This window comes from Nocardia sp. MDA0666, assembly GCF_003023875.1.
Lineage (GTDB): Bacteria > Actinomycetota > Actinomycetes > Mycobacteriales > Mycobacteriaceae > Nocardia > Nocardia aobensis.
In genome coordinates this window covers 183,388-203,749 of record NZ_PYHT01000006.1, presented here as the reverse complement: position 1 = coordinate 203,749, position 20,362 = coordinate 183,388, and the positions used below count along the sequence as shown (strand labels likewise).

Below are 20,362 nucleotides of genomic sequence, written 5' to 3'. Positions count from 1 at the left end.
CCCGCCCATGCCCACCCCCGCGAGGTATCGGCCGGAGGTCACGTCCTGGTTCACCTCCACGCGCACCAACAACGGCAACCAGTGCGTCGAGGTCCGTTTCGACGGTGACGTGGTGCTGATCCGCGACAGCAAATACCGCCGCGACCCCGCGAACAAAGCCGAACTCGAGCCGGTGATCACCGTCGGGGCGCTCGCCTGGATGGCGTTCCTCCGCATGCTCCTGCACGGTGGCATCGAGGGAGACCTGCGCATACGCCCGGCCCCGGACGGCGGCACGGTACTTGTCCACGACACCACGGAGCTGTCGTTCACCCCCGGCGAGTGGCAGGCGTTCCTGGCCGGCGCCCGTGACGGTGAATTCGACCGCATCCCGGTGGCGACCGCCCCGCAGGGCTGAATGCGGCGGCGGCGCGACGCCGTCGTCGGCATACTGGAGGTCGTGACTTTCGACGTGACGACTCCCTCGGGCATCGATCTGACCTATCGCGACGACGCTGTGCGGGTGCAGGACGACCTGTTCGCGCACGTCAATGGCAAATGGCTGGATACCTACGACATTCCCGCCGATCGCGCGGTCGACGGAGCGTTCCGCACCCTCTACGACCAGGCCGAACTGGACGTCAAGAAGATCATCCAGGACTTGGCGGCCGGAACCGTGGCCGCGGTGCCGGACGAGGAGGAGGCGCGCAAGATCGCCGACCTCTACAACAGCTTCATGGACGAGGAGGCGGTGGAGGCCGCCGCGCTCACCCCGATCGCCGCGGAACTGGCGGCGGTGCGCGAGGTGAACGACCGCGGTGAACTCGCTGCACTGCTGGGCCGGCTGCAGCGCACCGGTGTGGGCGGGGCGGTCGGCGCCTACGTCGATACCGACGACAAGAATTCACAGCGCTATCTGGTCAACCTGACCCAGTCCGGGCTCGGCCTGCCGGACGAGTCGTATTACCGCAACGACGATTACGCCGAGATCCGCACCAAATACGTCGAGCACATCCGGCGCATGTTCCAGCTGGCCGCGCTCGAGTACGACCCGCAGCGCGTCTTCGAGCTGGAACGCAAACTGGCCGCGGGACATTGGGATGTGGTGCGCCGCCGCGACGCCGAATTGAGCTACAACCTCACCACTTTCGCCGACCTGGCCGCCGCGAATCCGGAATTCGACTGGACCGCGTGGACCGAGGAACTGGCGGCGGGGGTTTCGGCCTCCGGAACCGAGTTGTTCGCCGAAGTCATCGTGCGCCAGCCCGATTACGCGCGTACCTTCGCGCAGCTGTGGGCCGCGGAGCCGCTCGAGGCCTGGCAGGCGTGGGCGAGCTGGCGGGTGCTGCGGGCACGAGCCCCGTATCTGACCGCCGCGATCGTCGAGGAGAGTTTCGACTTCTACGGCCGCACCCTCACCGGCGCCCAGGAGAATCGCGAGCGCTGGAAGCGCGGTGTCTCGCTGGTGCAGGATCTGCTCGGCGAAGCGGTCGCGAAAATCTATGTCGCCGAACACTTCCCGCCCGAGGCCAAACAGCGGATGCAGGAGCTGGTGGCGAATCTGATCGAGGCCTACCGCCGCAACATCAGCGAACTGGAGTGGATGAGCCCGGAGACCCGTGAGGCCGCGCTCGCCAAGCTGGAGCGGTTCACCCCCAAGATCGGCTACCCCGACACCTGGCGCGACTATTCCGCGGTCCGCGTCGATCCCGCCGATCCGGTCGGCAACTATCGCAGTGGCTACGCCGCCGACCACGACCGCGATATGAACAAGCTCGGCGGCCCGGTCGACCGCGGCGAGTGGTTCATGACGCCGCAGACGGTGAACGCCTACTACAACCCGGGAATGAACGAGATCGTGTTCCCGGCGGCGATTCTGCAACCGCCGTTCTTCGACATGAACGCCGACGACGCCGCCAACTACGGCGGCATCGGTGCGGTGATCGGGCACGAGATCGGGCACGGCTTCGACGATCAGGGCAGCAAATACGACGGCGACGGCAATATGGTCGACTGGTGGACCGAAACCGATCGTTCCGAATTCGGTAAGCGCACCAAGGCGCTGATCGACCAATACAACCAGTTCGAACCGAAGGCGCTGCCCGGCCACACCGTCAACGGCGAATTCACCATCGGCGAGAATATCGGTGACCTGGGTGGGCTCTCGATCGCGTTGGAGGCCTACAAGATCTCACTCGGCGGCGCGGAGCCGCCGGTGATCGACGGACTGACCGGGCTGCAGCGAGTGTTCTTCGGCTGGGCGCAGGTGTGGCGGACGAAGGCCCGCGACGAGGAGGCGATCCGCCGGCTGGCCGTCGACCCGCATTCTCCGCCGGAGTTCCGGTGCAACGGTGTGGTTCGCAATCTGGACGGATTCCACGAGGCGTTCGGTGTCGAACCAGGCGACGCGTTGTACCTGGAACCCACCGAGCGGGTGCGGATCTGGTAGCTACCGCGGCAGTTTCGGTTCGATCTGCCGGTCGTAGATGGTCTGCAGCCGATCGGTGATATCGGCGAAGGCCGACGTCACGTCCCGGTTCTGCAATCCGATCTGTTCCAGCCCGGTGCCGATGATCTGATCGGCACCGGGCAGGAACACCCGGGCGTAGTCCTGCGAACGGGTCAGCGGCAACTGGTCGACGGCGGTCGCGAAATTGCGGTTGGCGGCGAGGAATTGCTGTTCCGACGGATCGAGGACCGCCGACTTGCGCACCGGGATGTAACCCGTCGCCTGCGAAAAATAGGCGGTGTTCACCGGATTCGTGATGAACTCGATGAAGCGCAGTGCGTTGATCTTGCGCTGATCGGAGATGCGCGACGGAATCGCCAGTCCCGCACCGCCGGTGGTACATCCCGGCCCGTTCGGATGCGGTAGGAATGCGGTGGCGAAGTCGAGTTTGCCCGCCGCATTGGCGACGATGCCCTTGATGTCGCCGGTGGAGGTGATGGCCGAGCCCACCACGCCGGTGCCGAAATCCACGGCCAGCTGTGGGCGGATGGCGGCGTAGTGTTTGCGATTGATCATGTCGCGCAGGAAGTTTCCCGCCTCGACCGTGCGGGGATCGGAGAACTTCAGTGTCCACCGATCCGAGTAGGCGCCGCCGAAAGTCCAGTTCGGACCCTGAAATGTCCAGGCCAGATAGTTCTTGGCATCACCCCAGCCGTGCGCCCACTTCCCCGCGCCGATGGCACGTTGCAGTTCGGGGCCCCATTCGTCGAATTCCTGCCAGCTCTGCGGGCCACGGTCGGGCAGACCGGCGCGGGCCCACAGGCCGCGGTTGTAGCAGAAGATCTGAGTCGAGCGCGCATACGGCAACGCCCACAGCTTTCCCGCGAACCGGTAGTCGTCGACGAAGCTGTCGACGTAGTCCGCCAGTGGCACAGCGGCGGCCGTGATGTGCTCGTCGAGCGGTTCGATGGCCTTGTTCAACGCGTAGTTGAACCACCAGACGTCCGAGAGCACAACGACATCCGGCAGCGCGCCGCCCGTCAGCGCGGCATTGAACTTCTGCGCCACCTCTTCGTAGTTGCGCCCGGCGTCCACCAGCTTCACCGTCAGATCGGGATGCCGCGCGCGGAACCGGTTGATCAGCTCGGTTTCCTGATTCTTCGAGGTGCCCGGATGATTCGACCAGAAGATGATCGTATTCGGATCGCCGCCGACACCGGTGCTGCCACCCATCCCCGCACACGCGGACAGGGCCAGCCCGGCGGCCGCCGAGGTGGCGGTGAGAAATCCGCGACGGGTCAGTGTGCGCGGTCGGGTCACGGCACTCTCCTCGAGCGAATCATCCTTTGACGGCACCGGTGGTGAGGCCCTTGATCATGTGCCGCTGCAGCAGCACGAACACCACCAGAATCGGCAGCATGGTCAGCAGGGTTCCGGCCATCACCGGCCCCCAGTTGGTGACGCTGGGATTTTCGGTGTTCTGCAGCAGTGTCAATCCGACGGGCAGGGTCGCGACGCCGGAGTCGTCGGCCATCAGGAACGGCCACAGATATTCGTTCCATTCGTTGACAAGGGTGACCACCGCGAACGCCACCATCGTCGGGCCGGACATCGGCAGTACCACCCGCACCAGCAGCTGCCACCAGTTCGCACCGTCGATGCGCGCCGCCTCGATCACCGAAACCGGCAGGGACAGAAAGTGATTGCGCATCAGGAAGGTGCCGAATGCCACCCCGCACAGCGGCACGATGATGCCCGGCAGCGTATTGCGCCACCCCAGCTGGGCGATCAGCGCGTAGTTGGAGATCACGGTGATCTGGTTGGGCACCATCAGCGCGGCGATGATCGCCAGGAAGATCAGTGTCTTCCCAGGAAAGCGCAGGAAGACGAGACCGTAGGCGCTGAAGACGCCGAGCGCGAATTTGACCGCGGAGACGACGGCGGTGACGATCAGCGAATTGCGGAGGAAGGTCCAGAACGGCAGCGTGGTCGTGGCCTCGCGATAGTTCTCCGGATGCCAGCTGCGCGGCCACCACACCGCCGGCTGGGTGTAGATATCGGGCCGCGCCTTGAACGAGGTGATCAGGATCCAGAACAGCGGCACCCCGACGACGATCAGCACACACACCATCGCCGCGTAGCCGAAAACCGTGGCCAGCAGGCGTTTCCGCTGCCGGCCGCGGGTGGCCGGCGCTACCGTCGCGCTCGTCATCAGTCTCGATCCATCACTCGCACCTGGACCAGCGTGATGATCAGCAGCACCACGAACATGATCGTCGCGACCGTGGCGCCGTAGCCGGCGCGGAAATTACGGAAACTTTCCTGGTAGACCTGATAGACCATGGTGGTCGTACCGGTGCCCAGCGGGCCGCCGCGGGTCATCACGTTGATGATGTCGAATACCTGCAGCGAATTCAGCATGACCGTGATCGACAGGAAGAACGTGGTGGGCCGCAGCTGCGGCAGCAGGACGCGGGTGAAGGTGGTCCATCGTCCGGCGCCGTCGATCGCGGCCGCTTCCAACAGGTCACGCTGGACACCCTGCAGCGCGGCCAGGTAGATGACGAAGGTGTAGCCCAGGTTCTTCCAGATGTAGGTCACCGTCACCATGAACAGTGCCCAGTGCGGTTCCTGATAGAAATCCGGCACATTCGTGATGCCGATGCGGTGCAGCAGATCCTGCACCAGGCCGAAGCCCGGATCGAAGATGAACTGGAACGCCACCCCGATCGCGGCGCCGGAGATCACGAACGGGGCGAAGATCACCGAGCGAACCACGTTGCGGCCGAATAGTTTCCGATCGAGCAGCAGGGCCAGTGCGAGACCCAGCACCATACTGCCGCCGACCGCGAAGACGGTGAAGATCACGGTATTGCCGACGATCTGCCAGGTGTCCGCCCGCGTCCACCACTCGCGGTAGTTGCGTACTCCGACGAAGTGCGCGAAGGGTTCGGCGAGATTCCAGTCGGTGAACGAGAGCCGGATGTTGTCGATCAGCGGCCGGTAGACGAACAGCCCGAGCAGTACCAGATTCGGCACCACCAACACCAGAAACAGTCCGTGGTCACCCCACGGCCGGCGCCGCAGACCGCGCCGCCGATTCTGGGGCAATACCCGTTCGGGCCGTCGGCGCACGGTCGCAGCCTCCCGCTTTCGTGCGAACACGCGGTGAAATCCCGTCGCCGGGCGTTTGAACGGTGTGCGCGAACTTCCGTCGGCGAGGGTGGTCTCCGACACCCGGGTCATGCGCCGAATACTAAGTGGCCGAGCGCGTCCACCGGTGGGATTCGGCGACAGTGCGCCGTGCCGCCTGGGTGCGGCAACGACAGCGGCCCCGGAGCGCAATCGCTCGGGGGCCGCTACCGGACAATGTCGTGACTACTAGCTCCAGTCGCCCATACCGTCACCGGCGCTGAGGTTTCCGGTGGAGTTCGTCACCACCACGGGATCACCCTTCTGCGCGTTCTCGAAGAACCACTGGGCGTCCTCGGTGCTGACGTTCAGGCAGCCGTGGCTGGAGTCGGACACACCCTGCTGGGCGAGCGACCACGGGGCGGCGTGGACGAAGATGCCGCTGTTGGACAGCCGGGTCGCGTACTCGACCTCGAGCTTGTAGCCCTGCGGATCGGTGATCGGGACTCCGTAGGTCGAGGAGTCCATGATCATCTTCCGGTTCTTCTCCCCGACGTAGTAGGTGCCGTTGGGGGTTTCGTGATCCTTCTTGCCCATCGAGGTCGGCATGGTCTTGATGACCTCGCCGTTGCGGGTGACGGTGATCGTGTGGGTCGCGTCGTCGGCGGTGGCGACGACCGCGTCGCCCACCTTGTAGGCGACCTTGGTGCCGCCGGCCTCGACGGTGATGTCGGAGTTGGCGGGCCAGAACTCCTCCGGCCGCCACCGCACCTGCTTGTCACCGCGCCAGTAGAAGTGGCCGTGGGTGGCATTGCTGGAGGTGATCCGGATGGCCTTCTCGGCCGCGGCGTGGTCGCCGACGGGATCCTTGAAGTTGATGATGACGGGCTGGGCGACGCCGACCACGTCGCCGTCGCCGGGGCTGATGCTCGGCGCGGCGAAGTTCGCCTGCGGCAGTGGCGGCGGGTTCTTCACCGGCGCGGCACCGGGTTCGGGCTGCGGCGCCTGCACGACGGCCGGAGCGCCGGGGACATCGGGCCCACCGGGCCACAGCGGCGCTGCCGAGGCGGGCGCCATGGCGATGGCACCGGCGGCGGTCACCGCCAGGGAGGTTGCCGCGAGGGCTAACAGGCCGGTCCGCTTGGACAGGCTGGTCTCGTCCCGAACGGGCTTCCGACAGGTTGTGGTGCGCACAGCCGTTTCGTCCTCTCCCACCTAGATCGCGCGCCACGGCGCACAGGAATATTCGCGCGCCTGTGCGCGAACGGTCTATCAGGCCCCGGCCCGGCATCCATTACTACATCTCTTGCGGGCATCGGCCAATTGCGTTCCGCCAGTTATGAAGTCCGCAGCACACCTGTGTGATCAGTCACCATGGGCAGGTGGCGTAGTGGTGACAGGGTGAAAGTCCCGTTCGCATCGGCGAGTCGGGTTCGAGGTCGGGACGGGTGGATGAGAGGCGAATCGATACCCAGCAAACCTCATTGTGAGGCAAATCACTTCAGGGGTGGCGGATTCCCTCCACCGTGAAGCGGATCCCACGATGCGGACCGGTCGCGATGTTGTGCGGCACCGAGCGCGGAATTCGGCCACGACGATAGCGCGGGAGCAGCGACAACTCGACCCGACTCACGATGGTGGCGAGCGCGATTCGCAACTCGTAGTCGGCCAGGGTGGCGCCGAGACAGCGGCGATGGCCGCCCCCGTAGGGCAGGTACTCGAACGGTCCGTAGCGGCGGTCCACGAACCGCTCCGGGCAGAACCGCTCGGGCTCGTCCCAGGTGCCGGGATCGGAGTGCACGAGCGGGATCGCGACACCCATCGTGTCCCCCTCGGTCAACTCCACCCCGCATACCGTGTGCGGTCCGGTGAGCCGCCGCAGCAGGATCGGCACCGGCGGATGCAGTCGCAAAGTCTCCTGGCACACCGCATTCAGATACGGCAGACCGGCCAGCTCCTCGGGATCGGCGTCGGGTCCCGCGGCACTCACTTCGGCGCGCAGCCGGGCCAGCGCGCCGGCGTCGCGGTGCAACCGGAACAGCGCCCACACCAGACTCGTGGCCGTGGTCTCGTGACCGGCCACCAACAGCGTGCGCAGTTGTTCGCGCAGATCGGCATCGCTCACCCCGCTGCCGTCCTCGTAGCGAGCGGTCGACAGCACGCCGAGCGCACCGTCACCGGGCGTGCCGGACACCCGCCGCGCGGCGATATCGGCGTCGAGCAGCGCGTCCAGCCGGGTGCGCGCCCGCGCGAATCTGTCCCACTGCGACAAGCCGAATGCGCTGTGCCGCAACGCGGGAACGAGCATCAGCGGTCCGGTGAAGGCGGTGAGGAAGTCGCCGACCGCAGCGGTGTAGATGTCGCGCCGGCGCGGATCGTCGGCGCCGAAGATCAGCGTGAGGATCACCCGCAGCGTCAGCGCCCGCGCCGCCACCCGCGCATCGATCACCGTTCCCGGCAGCCATGCGGGACCGGCGCCGGCGCCGGCGAGTTCGTCGCGGGTGCTGTCCCGAATTACCGTGCCGTACTGCGCAATTCGGGCGCGATGAAATGCGGGCGTCAGCACCGTCCGATCACTGCGATGACGCTGATCACGAGCGAGTATCAATGAGGCCGGACCGATAAGCGGTTCAATGGGATTCGGTTGCGGCGGATGCAGAATTCCGATCGGCGAGCGGAGAAATTCCTTCGTGCCACCCGGTGTCCCCGTGAACAATACCGCGCCGAATCCCGGGAAGCGGACAAGAAACGGATCGCCGTCGTGCGCGCGGCGCAGCCGGAAGTACCGATCGAAATCGATTCCGGCCGCCAGCGCGTGCGCCGCGACCCACCGCGGTTGCCGGGGTGCGGCCCGTTCGCCGGAAATCTGCGGACTGCGATGCCGGCCTGCTGTTGCTGCGCGCATACCCAGCACACGAAGCAGCCACGGCCCGGGTTCGATGCCGTCCGCGCCCCGTCAGCCGAGTGCCGCGCGGGCCTCCGCGGCCAATCGGGCCAGCCGCCCGTCGCCGATCGTGTTCAGCGAATTACCCAGGCGATTGGTGACGAAGGCGACCGACATACCCGATTCCGGATCGGCGAACGCACCGGAACCGCCCACGCCGTAGTGGCCGAACGCCCGGCGCAGCGGGCGCCGCGAGGCGATCGGCGGCCGGTGATATCCCAGTGTGAACGGCACGGGTACGCCGATGACGTAGTCGCGATGTTCGCTGCGCTGCACATGATTGATGTTCTCGATGGTTTCCGGGCGCAGCAGCGGTTCGCTCCAGGTCCGGTCCGGCAGCAGCACCCGGCCCTCGTTCGCCAGGGCGCCGTACATCCGGGCCAGGGCACGAGCGGAGAACACCCCGTTGAAGCCGGGCATCACCGCGTCGTGCACGCGCGGATCGCCGACCAGTACATCGAAGCCGGCCGGCATCCCGGCCTCGGCGATCGCACCGACCGTGCGGCTGCGGGCGATCACCTTCGAGGCGGTATCCCAGCGCAGCCCGGGAATACGCAACCGCGGGAAGGTGCGGGCGATGCGGTACCGCTCGGACTCGGGGACCCGGTACCAGAACTCCTCGGTCTGCAGCGGTTCGGCGATCTCGCGCCGCAACACCTCGGTGAACGGCTCGCCGGTCGCCCGCTGCACGATTTCGGCGACCAGCCAGCCGAAGGTCACCGCGTGATATCCCGACCCCTGTAACCGCCGCGGATCCGGTTCGGCGGCTGCCAGCGCCGCGATCATCGCGTCGTAGTCGAGAATGCCGTCGGGATCGGTCGCCAGGCCGCGCACCTTGTGCAGTCCCGCGCGATGGGAGAGCACCTCGCGAACGGTGATGTCCTGTTTGCCGTTCGCGGCGAATTCCGGCCAGTATTCGGCCACCGGAGCGTCGTAATCGACCAGCCCGCGTTCGGCGATCCGATGCAGCACCGTGGTGACCACACCCTTACCGGTGGAGAAACTCAAGGCCACCGTATCGGACTGCCAGCGCTGATCCGGCGTCGACCAGCCCGCCCACACATCGACGACGGGCCGCCCGTGCAGGAAGACCGCGAACGCGCCGCCGCCCCGGTTCGGCCGGGGGAACAGCCGGAAGAAATGGTGCACGACCGGCACGAACCGTGGGTCGATGACCATCTGCGGTGCGTCGTCGGTATCGGCGGCCCCCGCCACCTGCGCCGCTTCCACCTCGGCTGCCTGCCGCGAACGTGCCGAATCCACCTGTGCCGACCTCCTGCCGCCGCATCGTCGCGGCGTCGTTACGTCTACCTGCCAGGGTAGGTGAGCTCCTGAACCGTGCTCAGTGCGCGGCCGGGACCTGCCACAACCCGAACGGCGTCGCGAGACAGATCGCGCCGGTTCGCGAATCCCAGGCCAGCGCCGCCGAGCCGAGGCAGACCGTGCTGCGCTCACCCGAAACCACCTGCGCCTGTGAACCGCTCATCGCGAAGGAGAGCCCGATCCGGCCGGGAACGGGCTCCGGAGCGAGGGAGGTGAAGGCGAAGGCGTCGGGCCCCATCCCGACCGCGACCGGCAGTCCGGACGCGCCCTCGCTGGCCCCGATTCCGCCGCCGGCGCCCAGGCCGAGGGCAATCGCACCCGTGGTTGCCTGGGCATAGCCGACGCCGTCGATTCCCGCCGACCGGGCATGACCGGAATCGTCGCCCGTCGCACGGCATGCCGTGGTATCGGCGATGATCGTGATATCGCGGTTGCGGTCGGCATCGCAGTGCACGGTGGTTGCCGAGGCGGTGCCGGTGGCCCCGCACACTACGGCCCCGGCCGCGACGGCCCAGCCTGTGATCGCGCTCGTCACCTTCACGGAGTGCTCCTTTCGGGCCGGCAACCCTCACCATAACCGGACCCCGCGGCGGCCGACCCGATCCGCGCCACGCGGCCGGCCCCCGCCCCGGACACGGAAAACGGGCGGCGACTCGGATGTCATACCCGAATCGCCGCCCGTTACAAGGGTTGTCGTGCCGCCGATCAGACCGGCGCGTAGCCCGCCCCCACGCCACCGCGTCCATTCATGTCGTTGACGATCGCCGACATGTTGGTGCCGACCTCGGGGCCGAAGCAGGCCACCGCCAGGTAGGCGTTCACCATGCCGACCAGGGTGGTGCCGATCACGACGGGGGCGCCGGAGTCGCCCTCGACGACACACATCTCGGCCCACGTCTCGTCGGTCTGGAAGACGTCGCCGAAGGCCAGGCCGCACGTATTACCGGTGGTCCGGCCTTCCTTGCAGACGATGGCGGGGAACTGGGCCGGTGCCCCGACGTTGGTGATCGTCACGTTGCCGATCCGATTGACCGGAGTGACGTGGCCCGGATCGAATTGGATGACCGCATAGTCCAGGTCGTGATTGGAATAGACGAAATGTCCGATCACGCCGGCGCCGCGGTCCTGTTCGGACCACACCTCCGAACCCGCCTCGCCGCAGTGACCGGCGGTCAGGCCCACCAGGCGGCCACCGGCGTCGTGGCCGATGGTCGTGATGGTGCACTCGAACTGGTTGTCGATGATGATTCCGGAGCCGCCGCCGATCACCGGCGATCCGGGACCGGCTTGCGCGACCCCCGCGCCCGTCCCGAGCAGCGCCGCGCCCAGAGCAACGGCGAAGGCGGCATGAGCCGCCCTGACGAGTTTGTTGAACATTTCCCTCCAGACGTCGGAAGTCCGCACGATATCAGCCTTGTCGTACTACATCCTTGCAGTTCTCGGGCCCGAGTGCGCCCGGTATGGCCATGCAGTTTGCTGGATCGATGCCGTGGCCGCGCGACGACACGTACGAGGCCGACGAGATGCGACACCTGCTCACGACGACCGCTGTTTCGCGGGCACTCGCTATAGGCTTTCGTCAGTATTCGGGGCAAATCTTAATAACGAGAATTTCAATCCGATAAAAGGGGTATCGGATCTCGAGTTGGACATTCGATCAGGAAACTAGAACCTGTTCTAGGAAATGGTCGTGTTCATTGTGATCGATACCAGTCCGGTGGGCCCGATCACAGGCCCGGAACCAACGTGATCTGGGTCTATGACCACAGCCACACTTTGTGCTGTGTTTTTCCTAACTCCGTAGTAAGGTGCCTCAAGCGAAACAGTCGTCGGGGCGGGTAACCGGCGTCGAGAGGGGTAGCCAGTGCAAGTCACCAACGGTCCGGACGGGTCGGGGGCAATTAGTTCACCATCGAGAATGAGTGCCGCGGCGGACTGGACGAAGGCGTACTGGCAGGATCACCCCAAGCGGTCCCTCGAGACCTTCGGACGACAGATCACGATGGGCTTCTCCGCGGTCGCGGAACTCTTCGTCGCCATCTTCCGCCGGCGCTTCCCGTTCGGTGAATTCGTCCGGCAGTGCGCATTCATGGCCAGCGTCGCCGCCGCGCCCACCTTGCTGGTCGCAATTCCGATCGGCGTCATCGTCTCCATTCAGGTGGGTTCGGTCGCGCAGCAGGTCGGCGCCACTTCGTTCATCGGTGCGGCCAACGGGCTGGGCATCATTCAGCAGGGCGCGCCGCTGGTCACCTCCCTGATGATCGCCGGCGCCGTCGGCTCGGCGATCTGCGCCGACCTCGGTTCCCGCACCATCCGCGAGGAAATCGACGCCATGAAGGTCATGGGCGTCGACCCGATGCGCCGGCTCGTGGCTCCCCGGCTCGGCGCCGCCATGCTGGTGTCGGTGCTGCTGTGCGGCTTCGTGATCTTCGTCGGCTTCCTGACCGGCTACATCTTCAACATCTTCGCCCAGAACGGCACCCCCGGCTCCTATATCGGCACGTTCGCGTCGTTCGCGGTGACCAGCGATTTGCTGGTGGCGTTGATCAAATCCCTGATCTTCGGCCTGCTGGCCGCGATCATCGCGTGTGATTCGGGCTTGAACACCCGCGGCGGCCCGGGCGGTGTCGCGAACTCGGTCAACACCGCCGTGGTGTTGTCCGCGCTGATGCTGTTCGGCACGAATCTGATCATCACGCAGATCTACAACGCCCTGTTCCCCCCACAGATGGTTTGAGCCGGTGTCGTCAACTTATGTTCCGCCGCTACTGCGGCCTCTGCAGCGGATCCGCAGCTCCGCCGGCGCCCCGCGAGACTGGCTCGCACGGGTCGGTCACCAGGTCTTCTTCTTCCTGCGCTCGATCGGCTCGATGCCGTTGGCGCTCAAGCACTATCCGAAGGAAGTCTGGCGGCTGCTCTCGGACGTCACCTGGGGTAACGGCAGTCTGATCGTCGGTGGTGGCACCATCGGCGTGGTCCTGATCCTCAGTGCCTTCGGCGGTATGACCGTCGCCATCCAGGGCTACACCTCGCTGAACCTGCTCGGCTTGAGCCCGCTGACCGGTGCGATCTCCGCCTTCGCGACCACCCGTGAGCTCGGCCCCATGCTCGCCACCCTCGCCTTCGCCGCACAGGCCGGCTGCCGCTTCACCGCCCAGCTGGGTTCGATGCGCATCGCCGAGGAGATCGACGCGCTGGAGTCGCAGGCGATCCGGCCGCTGCCCTATCTGGTCAGCACCCGGATGATCGCCGCGATGATCGCGATCGTGCCCCTGTACTGCCTGGCGCTGCCGGTCGCCTACCTGTCGTGTTCCATCACGGTCGGATTCATCGGCGGCACGGCTTCGGGCACCTTCCAGCACTACTTCTATCAATTCCTGGTACCGCACGACGTGCTGTGGTCGTTGCTGAAAGCCATTCTCTTCGTGGCGATCACGACATTCATCCAGTGCTACTACGGCTTCTTCGCCTCGGGCGGTCCCGAGGGCGTCGGTGTGGCCGCGGGCCGGGCGATCAAGCTCTGCATCATCGCGGTCGTCTTCGCCGACCTGTTCATGACGCTGGCGATCTGGGGCGTGAACCCGGGCATCAGGATCTCGGGATAGGGGCCTGAATATGATCATCGATCCGAGTGGCCGCGGACCGACGATGCGGCAGCTGCTCATCGCGGGCGTCTGCGGAATCGTCGTCATCGCCGCGGCGCTGACCCTGCTGATGGCCCGCTACAAGGGCTACATCCTGAACCCCAAGGTGGAGGTCACCGCCAACCTGACCACCACCGGTGACGGACTGCCCGCCCAAGCCGACGTGAAGTTCCGCGGCGTGCTGGTCGGCGCGGTCGAGGAAGTGTCGGTGGCCGCCAAGGGCGAGCTGCAGCAGGTGCACATCAATATGAAGCCGGACTACATCTCCGATATCCCGGCCAATGTCACCGCCCGCGTCGTCCCCAGCAACCTGTTCGCCGTCACCTCGGTCGAACTGGTCTACAACGGTCCCGACAACGCCTCGCTGAAGGCCGGTTCGCAGATCGCCGAGGACCACAGCCAGGGCACCATCGCGCTGCAGGACACGCTCACCACGGTCCGCACGATCCTGAACAAGATCGACCCCATGCAGCTGGGCCGGGTGCTGAGCACCCTGTCCTATGCGCTGGACGGCAGCGGCCGGGTCCCGGGTTCCACCGTGGAGCGCCTCGACAACTGGTTCACCCAGGTCCGGGCCGCGGTGCCGAATCCGGAGGGCACGCTGAACGATTTCTCCGCCTCGTTCCACGCGCTCAACCAGTCCGCGCCGGATCTGATGACGACGCTGTCGGAATCGGTCAAGACCGCGCAGACCATCGCCGACAAGCGCAGCGAACTGGCCGGCCTCATCACCGGCACCTCGGCGACCATCGACAAGGTCAACAACCTGTTCGCCCGCAACCCCGACGTCGGCAAGCAGCTGACCTCGGGCACCGGCGACATGTTCGGTGCGCTCACCGAGGATCCCAACGCGATCCCGCAGGCCATCGCGAACCTGAACACGTCGGTCCGCAAGCTGAGCACGACCTTCCACTGGGGTCCGCAGCAGCAGATGATCTGGAACGCGGGGCTGACCTTCACGCCGTACAAGCCGTACGACCGCTCCGACTGCCCGCGCTACGGCGACATGGCGGCGCCGAGCTGTGGCACCGCCCCGGTAGTCGCCGATATCGGCCCGCCGACGCCGGCCCTGAAGCCGCGCACGCTGGACGCGTCGCAGGGACTGCCGAAGCTGCCGCCGATGCCGGGCCTGCCCGCCATCCCGGGCGTCACCACCGGTGACACCGCGCAGACGGCGGCGCCGCAGCAGGCGCCCAAGCCGGGCAACCCGTTCGCCGGAACTCCGCTGGAGGGTCTGTTCCCGCAGCTGCCCGGCCTGCCGGGTGCGCCCGCGGCCCCCGCGCCGCAGCCGGCTCCGGCCGCTGCTCCGGCTGCGGACGGGCAGAAGCCCACCGCGGGGCCGATCGCCTACTACACCGGACGTGACGCGATGAGCGCGCTGCTCGGCCGGGAACCGACGACTGCCGAATATCTGCTGCTGAGCTCGATCCTGAGGGGTGGAACCTTGCAAGTTTCCGAAAGCGGTGCCAGCTGATGAGAGGAATTCGCAAACCGCTGATCGGGTTCGGTATCTTCGCCATCGTCTCGGTCCTGGTGACCGTGGTCATCTGGAATACGCTGGCGCGCACCGTGAACGGCTCCACCCACAGCTACTCGGCGATCTTCACCGATGTGCTGGGCCTGCGTGAGGGCGACGACGTCCGGATGGCCGGCGTGCGGGTCGGCAAGGTCACCAAGATCGAGGTCGAGGGACAGCACCAGGCCAAGGTGTCGTTCATCGTGCAGACCGATCAGACCGTGTACGGCAACACCAAAGCCCTTGTGCGGTACCAGAACCTGATCGGCCAGCGCTATGTGGCGCTGGCGCCGGGCAACAAGGGCGACAATTCGGCGCTGCGCAACAACGCGACCATCCCGGTCGACCGCACCGAACCCTCGTTCGATATCTCGGGTCTGCTCAACGGTTTTCAGCCGCTGTTCGAAACCCTGCAGCCCCAGCAGGTCAACGATCTGACCAACACCTTCATCCAGGCGTTGCAGGGCGACGGTGTCTCGCTGAGCTCGTTCATCACCCAGGCCGCCGCAGTGGCCGGTGACTTCCAGCGACGCGACGTCATCCTGGCCGACGTGATCACCAAACTGTCGGGCGTGATGTCGGGACTGGCGAAACGAGGTGACGAATTGGAGACTCTGGTGACCCAGACTCGCGCGCTGATCGGCGGGCTCTACGAGCAGGGACAGTCCCTGCAGGCGTCGACCGTCCAGATCGCGAATGCCACCAGCTCCCTGGTGAACATGGTCGACCAGGTGCAGCCGAAGATCACGGCCGCGCAGAACTCGTCCACCGACGCGCTGACCATGCTGATCAACAACGGCGCCAAACTGGATCAGGCCGCGATCGACCTGCCGGGCATTTTGGCCAATGTCGGTAAGTTCACCTCCGACGGCGCCTATGCCAACGCCTACCTGTGCACGCTGGACATCTCGCTGTACGGGGTGCTGTTGCCGCGCGGTCTGGTCAACCAGATCGGTGGACCCAACCACTCGGCGGTGTGCCGCCCATGACGACATTCGGTACGCGAATCAAGAATCGCTTCCAGGGCAACCGCTTCTTCTGGCTCGGCGTCATCGGCGCCGTCCTCATCGTGGTGCTGCTGGTGGTCTCGAGCGGTTACAAGAAGTTGGGCGTCGGCACCAAGGACGTGCAGGCGGAGTTCGTGCAGACCGCCGGCGTCCAGACCGGTGACAAGGTGAACGTCGCCGGTGTGCCGGTGGGCACGGTCGCCGGGGCGAAGCTCGAGGGTGACCACGTGCTGATCACCCTGCACGTGAACAACGACGTGAAGCTCGGCCCCGATGCCCGCGCCTCCATCAAGATGGCCACGCTGCTGGGCGCGCGCTTCGTCGATCTCGACCCGGGCAACGGGAAAGGCTTGCCGGGCAACCGGATTCACAAGTCCAACACCAAGGTTCCCTACGACCTGGCCGATGTGGTGCAGATCGGCACCCCGAAGTTCGAGGCGCTCGACACCGAGAAGCTGGCCGAATCGCTGAAGGTGCTGGGCGACCAGATCGACGGTTCCCCGCAGCTGACCGCGCAGGCGCTCGACAGCGTCGGCGCGCTCGCCAAGACCATCAACGATCGGCGCGACCAGGTCGACGGTCTGCTCAAGGATCTGGACAAGGTCACTCAGATCCTCGGCGACAACCGCAACAGCGTGCTGCTGGTGATCACCCAGGGTGAGGCCATTGCCGGCCGGGTGATGGAACGTCAGGAGCTGCTCAAGCAACTGCTGAACAACACCGCGACCCTGACCAAGCAGCTGCAGCAGATCGGCGCGGAGAACAACAACCAGCTCGGCCCGACCATCGAACAGCTGAACACGATGGCCCAGGGCCTGCAGAAGAACAAGGACAACCTGGACAAACTGTTGACGATCATGCCCGCCTCGCTGCGGCAGTTCAACAACGTGTTCGGCAACGGCCCCTACGGTGAGGTCGGTGTGCCGTGGCTGTTCCCGGACAACTGGTTGTGCTTCGCGCGAGTGATCGAGGGGTGCCAGGGATGATGCTGAACAAATGGCTGGCCCGCGCTACCAGAACGGTCGCGATCGGTGCCGTGGTACTGGTGGCCGGCAGCTGCGGTTCGGTGCAGAACGCGGTGGGCGGTTCGACCCACATCACCGCCGACTTCCGCAATATCGCCGGCGTATTCGAGGGCAATCCGATCACCGTGCTGGGCCTCGAGGTCGGCAAGGTCGACAAGATCATCCCCAAGGGTGAGTACGTCGAGGTGCACATGACGGTGAACCACGATGTGGACATCCCGAAGAATGTGACGGCGGCGATCGTGTCGCCCTCGATCGTGACCAACCGGCACATCGAACTGACCCCGCGCTACACCGGCGGGCCCAAGCTGGCGGACAACACGCACCTCACGGTGCAGCAGACCCGCACCCCGGTCGAACTGGACACGATGATCAAGACCATCGACCAGTTCACCGCCGCTCTGAAGCCGGCGCCCGGCCAGACCCAGGGCCCGCTGTCGGGCACGCTGCTCTACGACATGGTCAACGGCCAGGGTGAGCGGATCCGCGACACGCTGAACGCGCTGTCGGGGGCGTTGAAGGTCGGCGTCGACAACAAGGACGCCATCTCGACGATCATCATCAAGCTCAACGAGCTGACCGCGATGCTGGCCGACAACGACCAGTCGGTGCGCGACTTCAGCAACAAGGTCACCCAGATGTCGTCGCTGCTGGCCGAGCAGGCGCCCGGTCTGCAGGCCACGCTGGACCAGCTCAACGACTTCCTGGCCAACACCAGCGGCGTCTTCAGCCAGTACCAGAGCCAGCTGTCGGAGAGCCTCACCGGGCTCACCAAGGTCACCGACCAGCTGCGGCAGAACGCGGCCGGTGTGATCGAGACCGTCGACGTGGCGCCGCTGCTGCTGCAGAACCTGGACCGTTCGATGGACCGCAACCGCGGCTTCGTCCGCCTGCACGCGGTGCTCGGCACCGCACTGTCCGGTGAGGTCGTCAGCCTGTTCTGTGAACGCATTCAGATGAAGGCCGACGGCTGCCGGACCGGCAAGATCGAGGATTTCGGACCCGACCTCGGGTTGTCCGCCGCACTGTTGGGACTGACGAAATGACGGCATCGACGCGCCTGCGGCGCACCTGGCTGGCCCTCGGCGTCTCGGCGGCCGTGGCGGCCTCCGGCTGCGGTCTGACCGTGGAGAGTCTGCCGCTGCCCAAACCGGGGCAGTCCGGTGAGACCTATACCCTGCACGCGATTTTCGCCAACGCGCTCAACCTGCCCGATCAGGCCAAGGTCAAGATCGGTGGTTCCGATGTCGGTGTGGTCACCCACATCTCGACCAAGAACTACCAGGCCATCGTCGACATGAACGTGCGCAAGGACATCACCCTGCCGCGCGAGTCCACCGCCGAACTGCGCCAGGCCACTCCGCTGGGCGATGTGTTCGTGGCGTTGTCGAAACCGAAGTCCGACGAGACCACGCCGATGCTGAAGGACGGCGACACCATCGGCATCGACCACACCTCGGCCGGCGCCACTGTCGAGGAACTGCTGCTCTCGGTCTCGATGCTGTTCAACGGCGGCGGCGTGGCCGCGCTGACCAAGCTGACCTCGGAACTGGATTCGGTGGTCGGCGGCCGGCCCGAGCAGCTCGCGAGCCTGATCAAGCAGATGACGAGTGTGGTCACCACGCTGCACGCCAACAGCGATCGCATCGACAGCACACTCAACGGCTTCGACGCGCTGACCAACACCATCGAGGCCAATCACGACCAGTTGGGCCAGGTGGCGGATTCCCTGCCGCAGATGATCGGCGCCATCGCGGAGAACAACAAGCAGATCGGCGATCTGCTCGGCAAGATCTCCACCACCAGCGCGGCGCTCGGCGACTACGCCGAGACCAGCCACGATCAGCTGGCGAGCCTGCTCGAGAATGTGCACAAGCTGATGGACGCGCTCTCGCGGGCCGGTAACGACCTCGGCCCGGCGCTGGACGCACTGCACGAGATCCGGCCGAAGGTCGACGCCTCGTTCAAAGGCAACACCCTCGCCGTCGCCGCGACGCTGACCCAGCTCGACGTCGGCCTGCTCACCGACCCGCCGCACAGCAAGTTCTGGGATCTGCGCGATCTGCAGGACATGGCGGGCAGTTTGATCCAGGTGCTGCAGATCGTCTACGGCCGAGTGACAGGGGGCCACCGATGAGCTGGCTGCTGCGACACAAACTGCTGCTGTCCACGATCGGACTGGTGATCGCGTTCGTCGTGGGCGCGACGTACCTGGCAGTGGACGTCATGCGGATCAATCCGCTGCGCAGTACCTATACGGTGACGGTCGCACTCGACCGCTCCGGCGGTCTGCAACCGGGTAACGACGTCACCCTGCGCGGATTCCGCGTCGGCAAGGTGAATTCGATCAAGCTGGCGGATCGGGGCGCGTCGATCGCGGCCGAGGCCCAGATCGACACCCGGTACAAGATCCCGAAGGCCACCCAGGTCGTCGTGCACGCCCTCTCGGCCGCCGGTGAGCAGTACATCGACTTCCAGCCCGAAACCGACAAGGGTCCGTACCTCACCGACGGCTCGGTGATCCCGTTCGATCCGCAGAAGGTGCAGACCCCGACCCCGGTGTCGGCGGTGCTGGAGAACGCCAGCGGGTTCTTCGATCAGATCGACCCGGACCGGTTCAGCACGATCCTCACCGAATTCGACACCGCGCTCAGCGGCGGACCGGATCAGCTGCGCGACATGGTCGATGCGCTGAGCCTGGTGACGGCCGGTCTGGACAATCTGCTGCCGCAGACCACCAACCTGCTCACCAGCCTGCGCACCATCGCGGCCACCACATCGAACGCGCAGCCGGATCTGAGCACCCTGACCCAGAACTCGTCGACGTTGTTCATCCAGTTCAACAACGCCAACGACGAACTCCGCAAGGTGCTGGACCAGGCCCCGGCGCAGATGAAGTCGCTGGGCGCGACGCTGGACGAGACCACCGATCCGATCACCAGCCTGGCGACCAACTTCGTGGCCGTCACCAAGGCGGCGCAGCTGCGGCTGCCGGCGCTGCGGGCGCTGTTCCCGTCGCTGGTCGTCGGTAGTTCGGCCATGGGGGTGCCGGCCCACGACGGAGAGTTCTATACGATCCTCGATATCTGGCCGCGCCCGTTCTGCCAGTACTCGCACGCGCCGGTCGCACCGAGTGTCGTGACCGACGGTTCGTTCCCGAAGTACAACTATTGCACCAACGCACCTCCGGACCAGCAGATTCGTGGTTCGGCCAACGCGCCGCGGCCCGACGTTCCGAACAACGGAGCGCAGATGCCGTCGGGTGCCGATCCGAACGCTCGGACCCCGAAGCCGGTGCGGTAAGTAGAGTGGCCCGAAACATACGGCGTGGTTTCCACATGCC

Annotated in this window: 18 protein-coding genes; 10 read left to right on the top strand and 8 right to left on the bottom strand. The window is 66.0% G+C overall.

What is annotated here, in order from left to right:
* The first annotated feature begins 7 nt into the window (after nt 1-7).
* Nucleotides 8-397 (top strand): DUF397 domain-containing protein, encoded by a 390-nt coding sequence (locus C8258_RS12510; RefSeq protein ID WP_106955318.1) that lies wholly within the window; start codon nt 8-10, stop codon nt 395-397.
* Entirely contained in the window at nt 398-2,428 is a 2,031-nt protein-coding gene (locus tag C8258_RS12505) for a M13 family metallopeptidase (RefSeq protein WP_199195681.1), read from the top strand.
* Here C8258_RS12505 and C8258_RS12500 read toward each other — a convergent pair whose 3' ends face one another.
* The 8 genes from C8258_RS12500 to C8258_RS12465 form a co-directional block, all read right to left on the bottom strand.
* Entirely contained in the window at nt 2,429-3,748 is a 1,320-nt protein-coding gene (locus tag C8258_RS12500) for an ABC transporter substrate-binding protein (RefSeq protein WP_233225043.1), read from the bottom strand.
* A 19-nt stretch (nt 3,749-3,767) separates the two neighbouring features.
* Nucleotides 3,768-4,640, bottom strand: a complete 873-nt coding sequence (locus tag C8258_RS12495; RefSeq protein ID WP_106955317.1) for a carbohydrate ABC transporter permease — start codon at nt 4,638-4,640, stop codon at nt 3,768-3,770.
* The gene (locus C8258_RS12490; protein ID WP_106955384.1) at nt 4,640-5,563 is read right to left on the bottom strand and encodes a carbohydrate ABC transporter permease; all 924 of its coding nucleotides are present in this window, start codon (nt 5,561-5,563) and stop codon (nt 4,640-4,642) included. The genes C8258_RS12495 and C8258_RS12490 overlap by 1 nt, the downstream gene beginning before the upstream one ends.
* A gap of 246 nt (nt 5,564-5,809) precedes the next feature.
* Nucleotides 5,810-6,637: a L,D-transpeptidase gene (locus C8258_RS12485; protein ID WP_106955383.1), complete on the bottom strand. Its 828-nt coding sequence runs from the start codon at nt 6,635-6,637 to the stop codon at nt 5,810-5,812.
* A gap of 424 nt (nt 6,638-7,061) precedes the next feature.
* Nucleotides 7,062-8,465 (bottom strand): cytochrome P450, encoded by a 1,404-nt coding sequence (locus C8258_RS12480; RefSeq protein ID WP_106955382.1) that lies wholly within the window; start codon nt 8,463-8,465, stop codon nt 7,062-7,064.
* Nucleotides 8,466-8,516: 51 nt separating this feature from the next.
* The gene (locus C8258_RS12475; RefSeq protein ID WP_106955381.1) at nt 8,517-9,683 is read right to left on the bottom strand and encodes a serine hydrolase domain-containing protein; all 1,167 of its coding nucleotides are present in this window, start codon (nt 9,681-9,683) and stop codon (nt 8,517-8,519) included.
* Nucleotides 9,684-9,846: 163 nt separating this feature from the next.
* Nucleotides 9,847-10,368: a DUF6764 family protein gene (locus tag C8258_RS12470; RefSeq protein ID WP_233225042.1), complete on the bottom strand. Its 522-nt coding sequence runs from the start codon at nt 10,366-10,368 to the stop codon at nt 9,847-9,849.
* A 164-nt stretch (nt 10,369-10,532) separates the two neighbouring features.
* The gene (locus tag C8258_RS12465; RefSeq protein WP_106955316.1) at nt 10,533-11,204 is read right to left on the bottom strand and encodes a peptidase S1 family protein; all 672 of its coding nucleotides are present in this window, start codon (nt 11,202-11,204) and stop codon (nt 10,533-10,535) included.
* A gap of 541 nt (nt 11,205-11,745) precedes the next feature.
* On the opposite strand from C8258_RS12465, the gene C8258_RS12460 reads away from it, so the two are divergent.
* From C8258_RS12460 to C8258_RS12425, 8 genes are read left to right on the top strand one after another with little or no spacing between them, the layout of a single operon-like run.
* Entirely contained in the window at nt 11,746-12,564 is an 819-nt protein-coding gene (locus C8258_RS12460) for an ABC transporter permease (protein WP_030514080.1), read from the top strand.
* A gap of 4 nt (nt 12,565-12,568) precedes the next feature.
* Nucleotides 12,569-13,432: an ABC transporter permease gene (locus C8258_RS12455; RefSeq protein ID WP_030514081.1), complete on the top strand. Its 864-nt coding sequence runs from the start codon at nt 12,569-12,571 to the stop codon at nt 13,430-13,432.
* A 10-nt stretch (nt 13,433-13,442) separates the two neighbouring features.
* The gene (locus C8258_RS12450; protein ID WP_106955315.1) at nt 13,443-14,945 is read left to right on the top strand and encodes an MlaD family protein; all 1,503 of its coding nucleotides are present in this window, start codon (nt 13,443-13,445) and stop codon (nt 14,943-14,945) included.
* Nucleotides 14,945-15,976, top strand: coding sequence for an MCE family protein (locus C8258_RS12445; protein WP_106955314.1), 1,032 nt, complete (start codon nt 14,945-14,947; stop codon nt 15,974-15,976). Before C8258_RS12450 ends, C8258_RS12445 begins: the two co-directional genes overlap by 1 nt.
* Nucleotides 15,973-16,980, top strand: coding sequence for an MCE family protein (locus C8258_RS12440; RefSeq protein ID WP_106955313.1), 1,008 nt, complete (start codon nt 15,973-15,975; stop codon nt 16,978-16,980). Before C8258_RS12445 ends, C8258_RS12440 begins: the two co-directional genes overlap by 4 nt.
* Entirely contained in the window at nt 16,977-18,065 is a 1,089-nt protein-coding gene (locus C8258_RS12435; RefSeq protein WP_036507351.1) for an MCE family protein, read from the top strand. The genes C8258_RS12440 and C8258_RS12435 overlap by 4 nt, the downstream gene beginning before the upstream one ends.
* On the top strand, nt 18,062-19,156 hold the full coding sequence (locus tag C8258_RS12430; RefSeq protein WP_036507349.1) for an MCE family protein: 1,095 nt from the start codon (nt 18,062-18,064) through the stop codon (nt 19,154-19,156). Before C8258_RS12435 ends, C8258_RS12430 begins: the two co-directional genes overlap by 4 nt.
* Nucleotides 19,153-20,322 carry an MlaD family protein gene (locus C8258_RS12425; RefSeq protein ID WP_036507346.1) on the top strand — a complete coding sequence of 390 codons (1,170 nt, stop codon included), beginning with the start codon at nt 19,153-19,155 and terminating at the stop codon, nt 20,320-20,322. The genes C8258_RS12430 and C8258_RS12425 overlap by 4 nt, the downstream gene beginning before the upstream one ends.
* The last annotated feature ends 40 nt before the right edge of the window (nt 20,323-20,362 follow it).

Excerpts from the sequence above, each read along its gene's own strand:
- C8258_RS12510 (WP_106955318.1), top strand. The coding sequence starts at position 8 with ATGCCCACCCCCGCGAGGTATCGGCCGGAGGTCACGTCCTGGTTCACC.
- C8258_RS12505 (WP_199195681.1), top strand. The coding sequence starts at position 398 with ATGCGGCGGCGGCGCGACGCCGTCGTCGGCATACTGGAGGTCGTGACT.
- C8258_RS12495 (WP_106955317.1), bottom strand. The coding sequence starts at position 4,640 with ATGACGAGCGCGACGGTAGCGCCGGCCACCCGCGGCCGGCAGCGGAAA.
- C8258_RS12485 (WP_106955383.1), bottom strand. The coding sequence starts at position 6,637 with ATGGCGCCCGCCTCGGCAGCGCCGCTGTGGCCCGGTGGGCCCGATGTC.
- C8258_RS12480 (WP_106955382.1), bottom strand. The coding sequence starts at position 8,465 with ATGCGCGCAGCAACAGCAGGCCGGCATCGCAGTCCGCAGATTTCCGGC.
- C8258_RS12475 (WP_106955381.1), bottom strand. The coding sequence starts at position 9,683 with ATGGTCATCGACCCACGGTTCGTGCCGGTCGTGCACCATTTCTTCCGG.
- C8258_RS12465 (WP_106955316.1), bottom strand. The coding sequence starts at position 11,204 with ATGTTCAACAAACTCGTCAGGGCGGCTCATGCCGCCTTCGCCGTTGCT.
- C8258_RS12460 (WP_030514080.1), top strand. The coding sequence starts at position 11,746 with ATGAGTGCCGCGGCGGACTGGACGAAGGCGTACTGGCAGGATCACCCC.
- C8258_RS12450 (WP_106955315.1), top strand. The coding sequence starts at position 13,443 with ATGATCATCGATCCGAGTGGCCGCGGACCGACGATGCGGCAGCTGCTC.
- C8258_RS12445 (WP_106955314.1), top strand. The coding sequence starts at position 14,945 with ATGAGAGGAATTCGCAAACCGCTGATCGGGTTCGGTATCTTCGCCATC.
- C8258_RS12440 (WP_106955313.1), top strand. The coding sequence starts at position 15,973 with ATGACGACATTCGGTACGCGAATCAAGAATCGCTTCCAGGGCAACCGC.
- C8258_RS12435 (WP_036507351.1), top strand. The coding sequence starts at position 16,977 with ATGATGCTGAACAAATGGCTGGCCCGCGCTACCAGAACGGTCGCGATC.
- C8258_RS12430 (WP_036507349.1), top strand. The coding sequence starts at position 18,062 with ATGACGGCATCGACGCGCCTGCGGCGCACCTGGCTGGCCCTCGGCGTC.
- C8258_RS12425 (WP_036507346.1), top strand. The coding sequence starts at position 19,153 with ATGAGCTGGCTGCTGCGACACAAACTGCTGCTGTCCACGATCGGACTG.